Origin of the sequence: Pedobacter nutrimenti (assembly GCF_032678445.1) — a bacterium.
GTDB lineage: Bacteria > Bacteroidota > Bacteroidia > Sphingobacteriales > Sphingobacteriaceae > Pedobacter > Pedobacter nutrimenti_A.
Genome location: NZ_JAVTSQ010000001.1, coordinates 581,336 through 593,806, shown reverse-complemented (window position 1 = coordinate 593,806; position 12,471 = coordinate 581,336). Strand labels below are relative to the sequence as shown.

At 38.1% G+C, this 12,471-nt stretch carries 16 protein-coding genes; 1 reads left to right on the top strand and 15 read right to left on the bottom strand.

All coding sequences use genetic code 11. From position 1 onward, the window contains the following. The 3 genes from R2S08_RS02690 to R2S08_RS02680 form a co-directional block, all read right to left on the bottom strand. A partial coding sequence (locus R2S08_RS02690) for a hypothetical protein (RefSeq protein ID WP_316833745.1) occupies positions 1-705 on the bottom strand: 705 nt, incomplete at its 3' end. Between the two features lie 61 nt (positions 706-766). Beyond that, positions 767-1,474: a hypothetical protein gene (locus tag R2S08_RS02685; protein WP_316833744.1), complete on the bottom strand. Its 708-nt coding sequence runs from the start codon at positions 1,472-1,474 to the stop codon at positions 767-769. Between the two features lie 118 nt (positions 1,475-1,592). After that, complete coding sequence (locus R2S08_RS02680; RefSeq protein WP_316833743.1) at positions 1,593-2,531, bottom strand: hypothetical protein; 939 nt, start codon at positions 2,529-2,531, stop codon at positions 1,593-1,595. A 329-nt stretch (positions 2,532-2,860) separates the two neighbouring features. Here R2S08_RS02680 and R2S08_RS02675 point away from each other — a divergent pair, with 329 nt between their 5' ends. Continuing rightward, on the top strand, positions 2,861-3,061 hold the full coding sequence (locus R2S08_RS02675; RefSeq protein WP_316833742.1) for a helix-turn-helix transcriptional regulator: 201 nt from the start codon (positions 2,861-2,863) through the stop codon (positions 3,059-3,061). On the opposite strand, the gene R2S08_RS02670 is transcribed toward R2S08_RS02675, so the two are convergent. The 12 genes from R2S08_RS02670 to R2S08_RS02615 all read right to left on the bottom strand — a co-directional run bounded on the left by R2S08_RS02670 (position 3,043) and on the right by R2S08_RS02615 (position 12,463). Continuing rightward, positions 3,043-3,318 carry a hypothetical protein gene (locus tag R2S08_RS02670; RefSeq protein ID WP_316833741.1) on the bottom strand — a complete coding sequence of 92 codons (276 nt, stop codon included), beginning with the start codon at positions 3,316-3,318 and terminating at the stop codon, positions 3,043-3,045. The genes R2S08_RS02675 and R2S08_RS02670 overlap by 19 nt on opposite strands. A 5-nt stretch (positions 3,319-3,323) precedes the next feature. After that, on the bottom strand, positions 3,324-4,022 hold the full coding sequence (locus R2S08_RS02665) for a hypothetical protein (RefSeq protein ID WP_316833740.1): 699 nt from the start codon (positions 4,020-4,022) through the stop codon (positions 3,324-3,326). A gap of 2 nt (positions 4,023-4,024) precedes the next feature. Further along, a complete protein-coding gene (locus R2S08_RS02660) occupies positions 4,025-4,771 on the bottom strand; it encodes a hypothetical protein (protein WP_316833739.1) in 747 nt (248 codons plus the stop codon). Between the two features lie 4 nt (positions 4,772-4,775). Continuing rightward, positions 4,776-5,744 (bottom strand): hypothetical protein, encoded by a 969-nt coding sequence (locus R2S08_RS02655; RefSeq protein WP_316833738.1) that lies wholly within the window; start codon positions 5,742-5,744, stop codon positions 4,776-4,778. Then, on the bottom strand, positions 5,744-6,694 hold the full coding sequence (locus R2S08_RS02650) for a hypothetical protein (protein WP_316833737.1): 951 nt from the start codon (positions 6,692-6,694) through the stop codon (positions 5,744-5,746). The genes R2S08_RS02655 and R2S08_RS02650 overlap by 1 nt, the downstream gene beginning before the upstream one ends. Before the next feature lie 3 nt (positions 6,695-6,697). Further along, a complete protein-coding gene (locus R2S08_RS02645; RefSeq protein WP_316833736.1) occupies positions 6,698-7,606 on the bottom strand; it encodes a hypothetical protein in 909 nt (302 codons plus the stop codon). A 1-nt stretch (position 7,607) separates the two neighbouring features. After that, entirely contained in the window at positions 7,608-8,522 is a 915-nt protein-coding gene (locus R2S08_RS02640) for a hypothetical protein (RefSeq protein ID WP_316833735.1), read from the bottom strand. A 35-nt stretch (positions 8,523-8,557) separates the two neighbouring features. Continuing rightward, positions 8,558-8,827: a hypothetical protein gene (locus R2S08_RS02635; RefSeq protein ID WP_316833734.1), complete on the bottom strand. Its 270-nt coding sequence runs from the start codon at positions 8,825-8,827 to the stop codon at positions 8,558-8,560. Between the two features lie 44 nt (positions 8,828-8,871). Beyond that, positions 8,872-10,014: a hypothetical protein gene (locus tag R2S08_RS02630; protein ID WP_316833733.1), complete on the bottom strand. Its 1,143-nt coding sequence runs from the start codon at positions 10,012-10,014 to the stop codon at positions 8,872-8,874. Beyond that, on the bottom strand, positions 9,995-10,960 hold the full coding sequence (locus tag R2S08_RS02625; protein WP_316833732.1) for a hypothetical protein: 966 nt from the start codon (positions 10,958-10,960) through the stop codon (positions 9,995-9,997). The genes R2S08_RS02630 and R2S08_RS02625 overlap by 20 nt, the downstream gene beginning before the upstream one ends. 1 nt (position 10,961) lies before the next feature. Beyond that, on the bottom strand, positions 10,962-11,936 hold the full coding sequence (locus R2S08_RS02620; protein WP_316833731.1) for a hypothetical protein: 975 nt from the start codon (positions 11,934-11,936) through the stop codon (positions 10,962-10,964). Between the two features lie 182 nt (positions 11,937-12,118). After that, positions 12,119-12,463 (bottom strand): hypothetical protein, encoded by a 345-nt coding sequence (locus R2S08_RS02615; protein ID WP_208300769.1) that lies wholly within the window; start codon positions 12,461-12,463, stop codon positions 12,119-12,121. Positions 12,464-12,471 lie beyond the last annotated feature (8 nt).

Below are 12,471 nucleotides of genomic sequence, written 5' to 3'. Positions count from 1 at the left end.
GGATGTTGGTAAACGAGAGGCGTAGGGACCAGAAGAAGATCCATAGCAAGTTGAATTTGAAGAGGTTAATTCAATGGTATTGAAATAATAAACTGCACCGTCGGGAGTAGTGATGGTAATGGTGGAAGATTCAGAATTTTGGTATAGATATTTTATCTTCAGATTGTTATGAGGTATTGAAACAATTTGATCGGCACTATCCAAAATAAATTTACCAGCATATCCATTAAAGTTATACATGAATTCGTCAGGCTCAGTATTATAAGGGCTTGCTCCTGTTGCATTATGCAAATAGTCTAAAAAACTTTGGTTAAATGAGTTCCAGTCAGCAGGTAAGGTGGATCTATTTCCAGGTCTGTCGGGTTGTCCGTTAACATTCCTCGTAATTACACCTCCGGCATTCAATGCCCAACCCAACCCTACCCGGGATGCGATTTGGTCAACTTTTATCCCAGATGTTGAATATTGCAGATTTATTGGCATTGCCCATTTATTTCCTTCAATACTATATAATGGTACTTCAAAGTTCAATGAACCTGTTTGCAAACCGATATCCAAATTGCCATATTTACCCAGTTCTGCGGCATTAGGCGCTGGTGGTATTAAGACTGGAAGATTATTATAGCTGGTTTGTCCGTTGACAGGATCTATTCCACCGAAAAGCCACATAAAAAAGATAGTGGCGATAATGTATTTAACTTTCATAGAGTGTTATCTTTAAGTGTATATCTCGTGACTATTGATATTACGATTTGGAGTTTGAGGTCTACTTTATAGAAATGCATTTAATTGTTTTCTCCAGTTCTTGGATTTGCTTTTGTTGCTCTATCAAATACAAAGTCAGTTCTTCGATCTTCTTCAGTAGTTTTGCATTCATCTCACCCAAATCAATTCCATTAGTTTTCACCTCTGTAGCGGAAGGAATTCCGGGTAAATGGCCATGTTCTTTAATCTGGTTTTCTGTTTCTTCTAGTGAGGGAAGTTGATAGTCTTTCTTGAACACATAGTCAGGCCAATTGGCTGTTTCTACCTTTATTTCTTTTGCCCGAATCTTCCCATTAACAGAGAGTTTATCGGTTGGATCGGTAGTACCAATTCCAACGTTTCCATTTGGATGGATGAACATTCTGTGGTACCAGTCTGTAGATCCTCCTCCCGGATTATCATAGAAGGTTTTTGTGCCAAACAAAATACCTGGAACATGATATCCCGGGGGAACTGCTTCAAGAATTGCAGCAGTTTTGTCGGGGTTTTCCTGATTAAATATGATCCCGCCTTTGATTGTTAATACTGCTGGATTATAAGTATATACCGAAGATCTTATCTTGAGAAAGGGGACTTCGCCATTGATTTCGAGATTAAACTGTGGATTGTTCGTGCCAATTCCAACATTACCTATTGAAGGGTAGTTGTTTTGACCAAAGGTATACATGCATACCAGAGCAAATACGGAGGTTAAAAGCGTTTTCTTCATTAAATACGTTATTGATTTATTTGGAGCTAATTAAAAGAAACTCAGTGCGACCACACTGCACTAAAGAAAATGTTGATAACTTTTTCTATCGATCTAATTTTCTATAACTTAACAGTGCCTATCGCCTATTTTTTGTCTTGAATTTCTTAGTTGTTGAATTCATACGATCTTTCTGTAAATCCTCTATCTGCTTTTGTTGCTCAATTAAATGAAGTGTTAGCTCTTCTATCTTTTTAAGCAGAATTGCATTCATCTCTCCCAAATCAATTCCATTAGATTTGACCTCGTTCGCGGAAGGAATGCCAGGCAAATGGCCATTTTCATGGATATGTTTCTCTGTTTCTTTTAAAGAAGGGAGAGGGTAATCTTTAGCAAATACATAGTCAGGCCAATTGGCTGTTTCTACCTTTATTTCTTTTGCCCGAATCTTCCCATTAACAGATAACTCCTCCTTCGGCGTCGTCGTTCCGATTCCAATCCGCCCGGTTGAAGTAAATGTAATTTTGTTATCAGGTGCTCCATATCCAGAAGTATAAAGATTCAGGTTGCCATTGGTATTGTACAGCTGCAGAATTTTTGAGTTATCTTCTCTATCTAGAAAATTAATCGCTGCGCCATTACCAGAAACTACAACTTGTCCTTTTACGTCAAGATTACCCCGAGGATCTGTAGTGCCAATTCCAACGTTTCCATTTGGATGGATGAACATTCTATGATACCAGTCTGTAGATCCTGGTCCAGGAGCATTCCAGGCTGTTTTAGTTGCGAAAAGTATACCTGGAACATGTTCTCCTGGAGGAATTGCCTCAAGAATTCCAGCAGTTTTATCTGCATTTTCCATATTAAATATAATTCCGCCCTTTATGGTGAGCGTGGTTGGATTAGGTGTATATACCGAAGATCTTATTTTCAAAAAGGGTATTTCGGAATTGATCTCCAGATTAAACTGTGGATTGCCCGTACCAAATCCAACGTTACCACTTGCTGGGATGTAATTTTGACCATAGGTATACATACATACCAGGGCGAATGCAGAGGTTAAAAGCGTTTTCTTCATTTATTATTGACTGATTATAGTTTGGCCCTAAGTAAAATAAACTCAGTGCGACCACACTGCACTCTGATAATTGTTGAAAACTTTTCTATCGGTCTAATTTTCGTTTTGATAGTATGAAGCTATAACGAGCATACTTATTGGTTTTTTTAGTATTAGTTTCATTATGTTATTGATGACATAAATCCATTTTTCACTAGGTCTAAAAAGAATAAAACTCTCTTATCTCTATATATTCTTCAAAAACGAACCGATATTTTTTATTATGGAATTCTGAATATACATTGGTACAATTCAGGTAAAATGCTAAAGTAAATTTCAACAATAAGTAAATGAAAACACACAGTTTAAATAAAGTTCAGGATGAGTTAATTGGTAAAGTTGGCACACCAGAACGAGATGTATTTGAATATGAACTTCAAATTGACATCATTGGACAAGCAATTAAACACGCCAGGCAACAACGTCACTTAACGCAAGAAGAGCTCGGTAAACTGGTAGGCGCTCAAAAATCTCAGATTTCAAAATTGTAAAGGTATCCCATACCATAAACCATTTGCCCCCTTCTAATAAAAGACAGATGGAACTTGGAATCCAGATTTTCTGGGCGTGTAATTTGTACAGCTCCGTAAGGAGTAGGATCCCAGGCCTCTCCAAAATCTGCATGTCCAAAAATTCTCACTGGAGAAGTGACTGTATTGCCGTTGTCTACAACAGTCTGCAATGTTTGAGCGGTACCTGCTTTACTTAAAGCAAGGGCAAGGAATAGTAAAGTATATAGAGGTTTCATCTGTGTTATTTCTTAGACTTTAGTTTTTTAACTTCGTTCTGTAGTTTTTTGACTATTATTTCCTGGGAGTTTGATTTCTTGTTCAAATCAATAACATACAGGGTCAGTTCTTCAATCTTCTTGAGTAGTTTGGCATTCATCTCCCCTACATCAATGCCATTGTTTTTAACCTCTGCTGCAGAAGGAATTCCGGGTAAATGGCTGTTTTCTTTGATGTGCTTTTCTGTTTCTTTTAGAGAAGGAAGTGTGTAATCCTTTGCGAAAACATAGTCCGGCCATGCAGATCGCAGCTGGACTTTAACAGATTCCGCAATCATGTTTCCAGCAACCGCAAGTTTGTATCCTTTAGTGTCTGTTGTTCCGATGCCCAAATTCCCCCCATAAATCCCCATATATGTTTCTCCTGCATTACCCCAAGACTGTGCTCCTGAAAATGGATTTCTAAGCCACCAGGTTCTGCTTGTCCCTGGTTTTAAAAAAGAATAATCTACGCTTATTCCATCTACGACCATAGAAGTAAACCAGTCATTTCCTGTCTCACTTCTATATAGCCATTGCTTATTCATAACAATATTTGTATTTGCCTGCCCACTTACAGATGATATCTCCAGATCATCATTTTTATTGGGGCCAAGTCCTTGACCAAAACAGATAAGACAACTGCCTGTTATAAGCAGACACAATCCATATTTTAGATATTTCATGATTAGTTTTTTTGATTTTCTAACTTATTTAGACGATTTAACAAGGCTTCCAGGGACAACTGAAGAGCTAATTGTTTATTTTCAATTTTCTGGTTACTGGTTTTCAGACTTTCTATTAATTTATCTTTCTGAATCAAGTGCAAGGTAAGCTCTTCGATCTTTTCCAATAATTTTGCATTCATCTCGCCCAAATCAATTCCGTTATTCTTCACCTCTGCTGCTGAGGGAATCCCTGGCAAATGACCTTTTTCTTTGATGTGTTTTTCTGTTTCTTTTAGAGAAGGAAGTGTGTAATCTTTTGCGAAAACATAGTCTGGCCAGGCAGACCGTAACTGGACTTTAACGGATTCTGCAATCATGTTTCCAGCAACCGCAAGTTTGTAACCTTTAGTGTCTGTTGTTCCGATGCCTACATTCTTATCTATTACTAGTCCTAAATTACTGAGGCGTGCATAGTCCTCAGCACGGAATGGAATTAACAGACTACCATCCCCGGATCCTGTACTAATTAGGAAGTTGTAGCCAGTCGCCTTTAATTGTTTATAGTAAGTATTTTCAAGAGTTAAACTTACTCCGTTAATATTAGAGTTATCTGTGGATGTTATTCCCCCAATCACAGACAGTTTACTTGATGGATTTGATGTTCCTATCCCAACATTACCTGTATTTGGATCCTGATAAATCTGGGCTTTTGAAGACACAGAAAATAAGTTTAAAATGGAAAAAGAAATGATTAATATTTTTTTCATAACGTTAGTTACCTGTAAGTTTGTCCAATCTTTCTGATAATAATTTGATCTTTTCATCTTGCTTTTTAAGTAGGTCCTGGTTTTGACGATTCATACTACTTTCCATGATAAGGTATAAGGTCAATTCTTCAATTTTCTTCAATAGCTTTGCATTCATCTCGCCCAAATCAATTCCGTTATTCTTCACCTCTGCTGCTGAGGGAATCCCTGGCAAATGACCTTTTTCTTTGATGTGCTTTTCTGTTTCTTTTAGAGAAGGAAGTGTGTAATCTTTTGCGAAAACATAGTCCGGCCATGCAGACCGCAGCTGGACTTTAACAGATTCTGCAATCATATTCCCGGATACAGCGAGCTTATACCCTCGTGTATCTTGGGTACCAATTCCCATATTTCCGGCAAAGTAATTTGTGCCTCCACCGTGAAAGGCAGCGCTGCCACTATTTGTTAAACCCTCTGAATTCACATATAGATCGGGTCCTGTTTTAAAACTATGCGCCGGACCTCCCTCTTCCTGAAAGGGTAAAGGATTTGCAACGCCATCAAATACTCTACAAGTAGTTGGATAAAGAGATTTATAGTGATAAGTTGTACCTCCACCCCTTAGCCAAATAACGACATCAAGAGTTGCGCTACTTCCGCTGGCGTCTTTCCATCCTGCTATGAAATCCCGGTTGGCATTGTTTAGGGTATTGTGTGTTTGGATAATTTCTGCATTTATGAAGTTGGCTCCATTTCCCCAAAGAGCTACATGGAAAGTAAATTTTGCCATAAGCGACCCTCTCCAATCACCATTTTCATGAATCACAGACCTACCTATTTCTAATTGCGAAGGCATCATATTATTCCACCCTCCATCAGTCCAAACTGTGGGATAGAACTTATCAAAATCGCCACCGACGGTTATACTTCCTGTTGTTTGTGCCTTTACACTTATAGTAGTAAGGAACAAGATGATGAACGTTAGTTTTTTCATTATTTATTTTTCTTCAATTTGTTTATCTCTATTTGCTGATTCGTAATTGATACTTGTTGCTTTTTGACAGTTTTGTTGAGTTGGATCATTTGCAGTGTCATTTCCTCAATTTTTCTTAGTAGAGTAGCGTTCATCTCACCTATATCAATTCCATTGGTTTTAGCTTCTACAGCAGAAGGAACCCCTTCTAAATGACCTTTTTCTTTGATGTGCTTTTCCGTTTCTTCTAAAGAAGGAAGTGAGTAATCTTGCTTAAAGACATAATCCGGCCAGGCAGACCTCAGCTGGACTTTAACAGATTCTGCAATCATATTCCCAGATACAGCGAGCTTATACCCCCGAGTATCCTGGGTACCAATTCCAATATTGCCTGCAAAGTAATTTGTACCCCCACCGTGAAAGGCAGCGCTGCCACCAATTGTTAAACCCTCTGAATTCACATATAGATCAGGGCCTGTTTTAAAACTAAGCGCCGGACCTCCCTCTTCCTGAAAAGGCAACGGATTTGCAACGCCATCAAATACTTTACAAGTAGTTGGATAGAGAGATTTATAATAATAAGTTGTGCCTCCACCTCTTAGCCAAATAACGATATCAAAACTTGCATTGTTTCCAGTAGCGTCTTTCCATCCTGCTATGAAATCCCGGTTTGCACCGTTATAGATATTGTGTGTTTGGACAATTTCTGCATTGATGAAATTGGCTCCATTTCCCCAACGAGATATGTGGAAGGCAAACTTTGCCATAACGGACCCTCTCCAGGATTCATTTTCATGTATGTTTGATCTGCCTATCTCTAATTGCGATGGCACCATGTTACTCCATCCTCCATCTGTCCAAACTGTTGGATAGAACTTATCAAAATCGCCGCCGACGGTTATACTTCCTGTTGTTTGTGCCTTTACGCTTATAGTAGCGAGGAACAAAATGATGAACGTTAATTTTTTCATGATTTATTTTAGAGTATTTATCTGTAATTGTTGTTGTTTAACCGTTTTATTAAGTTCAATCACCTGAAGGGTCAATTCTTCGATCTTCTTAAGCAGTTTCGCATTCATCTCACCTACATCAATTCCATTGGTTTTCACTTCTGCTGCTGAAGGAATCCCTTCTAAATGGCCTTTTTCTTTGATGTGTTTTTCCGTTTCTTCTAAGGATGGAAGTGTGTAATCTTGCTTAAACACATAATCCGGCCAGGCAGACCTTAACTGGACTTTAACGGATTCTGCAATCATATTACCAGATACAGCTAGCTTATACCCTCGTGTATCCTGTGTACCAATTCCTACATTTCCCTTTCCATCAATAGAATAGTCCGGTGAATATACTCCCCTCACATCTCCTGGCACTATCGTAACATAATCCATGTATACATCTGTGATCCCGCTAATAAAATTGGTTCCCCTTATTTCTATAATTTCTGCGTTTTCAGGGACTTGAACGGATAATGTAAATAGCTGCCATTCGTTATTTTTTCTAAACATGCTCGGTTTTAACATAATCCCCTGATTGACGATCCCGTTTGTGCTGACCACATCAAAATTAAGAAAGTTGGCATCTGACTGATTTGACGCTACTTTTAATCTTGCCTGTACCAAATAATTACCTGCCTGAATGTGTTTATATGGCCCATACCAGAAAGTAGCACTAGGAGTTGAAGAGGCTCTAAACATTGCTTTCCCGCCTTGAGCTGTTGCATCCGTAACTACTGTAGTTCCTGTCCATAAGGTTAATCCCCTTTCATCATATCTACTTATAGCCAAAGAATCTTGCGCAAACACATTGGTATTCAGAAACAGGGAACATAGGCCAACAATGAAGGAGTAGCGAGTTACCCTCTTCTTTCGAATAATGATCTTCATATTATTTTGATTTTTTGTTTGATTTTAAGAGCTTATCGACCTGCACTTTAAGCAGATCTATCTGTTTTTGTTGGTCATTATCTTTTTTCTCTTTCTCTATAAGATGTAAGGTCAATTCTTCGATCTTTTTGAGCAGTTTGGCGTTCATCTCACCTACATCAATTCCATTGATTTTCACTTCTGCTGCTGAAGGAATTTCAGGGAGGTGTTTATTCTTCTTCACAAAAGCCTCTGTCTCTTCCAGCGTCTTTAGCTTATAATCATCTTCGAAAACATAATCCGCCCAGGAGCCTTTTAACTGGACTTTAACAGATTCAGCAATCATATTGCCTGCCACTGCCAATTTATATCCTTTTGTATCTGTAGTTCCCAGGGCAACATTCCCCATACCATCCGTTGTCATTAAGGGGGTAACCTCTGCCGATGCCGTAATGTCTGTACCAACAGGCTGACTGTTTTGATTGGTTATATTTACAAACTGAGCATTTATACCAGAACCGAAAGTAAAAGAGGTCACGGCAATCGAGGTATACTCAACCGGATTTGGAACAACATATAAGTCTACCTTTGAGCCATTTTGATACATTTTTAAAGAGAACCATCGGGACGACTGATTCCCTACGCTAACCTGTTTTGCCGTTAAACCTGCTCGGTTCGAAATATAATAGGTAGTTTCTCCATTGGATTCTGAAAACCAGGAGCCACCAAATATTTTAACAATTATTTTTTGCGAATTTCCCGCAGAAAAATCCGGATCAGTCAAACTTCCAACATAGACAAAATTGGTACCCGGAAGGTTGACAATTTGTGCAGGAACTTGGCCATATGTCTTTGAACAACAACAAAGAGCAAACAACAGGATAAAAACAGTTTTGTGATTATAGATATACTTCTTAATTACTTTCTGCAATTTCATAATATGATTCGATTTAGTTTTTTGGTTTTCGAAGACTATAATTCTCTGGTTTCATGATCAGGTATTTCTCCTTTTTGCTTTGTATCATAGATAAAACAGAATAATCCATGTTCCTCGTACATGTAGCTATTTTCCTCTCTGTTATACACAATCGGTGCTTTTAATGACGCTTTCATAAAATTGAGGGTACCAAATAATGATCTTCTCGATATTCCCAACCGTTGAGCAAATTCATCTGGTTTGCCCGTGGATTTTTTTCTTATAAAGTTGTCGATGAGTATAATTCTTTCTATGTCAATTTTCATAACTGAGTTGCGTTAAATATTAATAAATATTAGGTTTAATTAGTTTAGCGTTTTCTTCCAAAAACCGCCTTTTTAAGTTCAAGGTTGTCTTTTTTCAAGTTGTTTAACTGGTCTTTCTGATTCAACAATTCTTTATTCTGATCAATAATGTATAAGGTAAGCTCCTCTATTTTCTTCAGCAGTTTTGCATTCATCTCACCTACATTAATCCCGTTTGATTCCACTTCTTTTGCTGAAGGCATATCTGGCAAATAGCCTTCTTTTTTAATATGCTTCTCTATGCTTTGAAGGGCTGGCAGGTTATAATTCTTTGAAAAAACGTAGTCTGGCCAGGGAGCTGCCTGCACCTTAATTTCGGTTGCCAGAATATTTCCATTTACGGCCAGTTTGTAGCCTTTAGCATCGCTTGTACCAATGCTAACATTACCAGTGCTATTAATTCTTAATTTTTCAGTAAGTTCAGTTTGAATACCACCAGTAGAGGTACTAAAAACGAGGTCCATCGATTGAACCAACGCATTATTTGGCTGGTAGCTATTGATCCTTTCTGCCCGGATACGCGCACCTATCTGATCGACCTGAATATCCCTCCAGGTATAGAAATCCAGATTGTATCCACCTGTACTAGCTCCTACTGGCACATTTATGTTACCCTGAACATTCGGACTTCCAATTTTAATCGCGGACTCGGTTAAAGAAGCGTTAATATGTAGTTTAGCGGAAGGATCCGTAGTACCAATACCAACATTGCCTCCAGCCTGAATCGTCATATATCGCGTTCCATAATTATCCCATCCAAACAATGGACGGTTATTTACACGACCACTACTAAGCCTGGAATCAAAAACTATCATAGGATTAGTACCAATATCATTTACGCTGTTTGTTTCTCCAAGGAAATAAAGAGAAGTTGTATTAGAGGAGTTTACAGCCCCTTTAATAGCGGGCATAAACATATTTGTACCTCCTGTTGAATTCAACACTTCCATATAATCGTTCGCCGCGTCGGAAACTTTAAATTTCATTAAACTTTCTCCCCCAACTGCGGCCGGAGAAAGAACCTCCAATTGAGAAACTGGGGTAATTGTTCCAATTCCAACTTTTCCGGATGCGGGAAGTAAATTTTGCTGGCAGTAGGCAATGTTGCACGTTAATATAATTGCGGCGTTAATAAATAGCTTTTTCATGGGATTTAATTTTTAACTTCATTCGATTTATATCTTTCTGTTGTTCACTAGCTTGCGCTTTAAGACCAATAATTTTACTTTCTTGAGCTGATCTTTCCTCACTGTTTTTTTTCTCCATTTGAATCAGATATAGTGTCAGTTCTTCAATTTTCTGAAGTAACTTTTTATTCATCTCCCCTAAATCAATCCCTTCCGATTTCACCTCCACAGCAGAAGGAATCCCAGGCAAGTGTCCCTTCTCTTTGATGTATTTTTTCGTTTCCTGAAGACTTGTCAGCTTGTAATCACCTTTAAATACATAATCCGGCCAGGCAGACTGTAATTGAACTTTGACAGATTCGGCAATCATATTACCCGCTACAGCGAGTTTATAACCTTTTGGATCGGTTGTACCAATTCCAACATCTCCATCACTTGTTATCCTCATCCTTTCATTTAATTTTGTATAGAGGGTTAAAGGATGGTTTGAAATTGTTCCGACAATACCTACAGTGGTCCCTCCGGCACCAAAGAGTGTGTTTACTGTGTTATTTTCAACTGTCAGATAAGCATTTAGATTACTTGGTTCTACAACAGAAATTTTATTAGACGGTGTTTTTGTTCCAATACCAACATTTCCTCCCATTAATGTCAGTTCATCTTTATATCCTCCGTAATAAGAACTTAAGACCAATCTCGATCTTGACTGTTCTCCCGAAGCATAATCTAAATAGCTCTTTATTCTTGGGCCCGGATGATTGTTGTTATAAGACGAAAATGAAATTCCTACTCCACCCCCAACAAAATTTTCCATATTTCTTAGGAATATGCTTCCAGTAACATCTAATTTTTCTACTGGAGTAACATTACCTATCCCTACATTTCCAGTGGCTGGAAAAATATTCGTTTGAGCCTTTCCTATTACTCCAGTGAATAAAAGGAATGACAAAATCTGTATTTTCTTCATATTATCTTTTTTGAGCAGCTTGTTCAAGTTTCTCTATTCGTTTATTCAATGATTCATTTTGATAATCTTTTTGAATCAGATATAAAGTCAGTTCTTCAATTTTCTGAAGTAGCTTTTTATTCATCTCCCCTAAATCAATCCCTTCAGATTTTACCTCAGCAGCAGAAGGAATTCCAGGCAAATGGCCTTTTTCTTTGATGTGTTTTTCGGTTTCTTGGAGACTTGTGAGTTTATAATCGTCTTTGAATACATAATCCGGCCAGGCTGATTTAAGCTGAACTTTTACAGACTCCGCAATCATATTACCCGCTACGGCAAGCTTATAACCTCTTGGATCGGTTGTACCAATTGCTAAATTTCCATTCGAAATGTAATGGTTCCCGTCACCCGTAACCATTAAATTCTTAGAAGAGCTCAAGTTATTATCAAGAATCGACGGAGCTGAAAAACTCGGAATCGGTGTTCCTGCAGGTGCCACATTAACCTTAATCTGGTTTAAATCAACAACCTGTTCTACCTTATCCTGCAAATAAGTTAATTTAACTATGTAGGTAGAATAGTCCTTTACATCAAGGTATACAGGAAGCGATTTGTTCACATAACCTCCAAGTGAAGTAGTTAAATCTGATGTCGGTCCAATCGATATTTTTGCATCATGCCCTATACCTGCCGACTCTACCAATTTAAGTGCAGGTGTTCCACTATTTGCCCCTTGCCCATAACCATTTTCAAGTATGTATTTCTCATAGCCGGTCTTGTAAGACCTGTTAAATAGCTCTATGATTACTAATCCCCCGGACTGCCAATGGAAGGAGTTGTATCCTATTCTTGCAATCTCATACCGCATAGCCTGGTCGTTAACTGCACTCAAAGAATTTGTAACGGTTGTTCTGAGTCCGTTCTGGTCTGTTGAACTTTGTGAAAATCCCTTGAACCAGCAGGTCAGTAAAAAACAAATGGTTAGTATCTTTTTCATAATTTATTCATTGATCATCTAATTAATTTCTGGCAGCAATACTAAACATCTTCAGTGCGACCACACTGCACTAAAGTTTTTTTTGAAAAAAAATTTTCGGCATCAGAAAATCTGGGCAATAAGAATCCTATCCCGAACGTATTCAGGTGGGCAACCTCGTTTAATCGCTCGTTAAGAGCGGTTTATATCAGGCTAGAAAAATAGTCCATGACCTGCGAAAACTCTATATTTAATAAAAGCGTCAAAATAAGGGACCCTCTAATCGATCTTTTTAAGATTTCTTTTATTAAGGCATCATTATATTTCTTATACGCGAAAAGAAAAAGTCCCTCTTCGGAATAGAAATACGTTTCACGGAACCTATTGTAAGCAATAGGCGCATCCATGTAGTCCCTCATAAAATTTAATGTAAAAAAGAGCGTTCTGCGGGAAACCCCCAGTCGTTCTGCCAGGGCTTCTGGCGTTCCAGTTGATTTTTGACGGATTAATAAATCCAGAGTGATTACTCGTGTCAGATCAATTTTCATAATCGGAG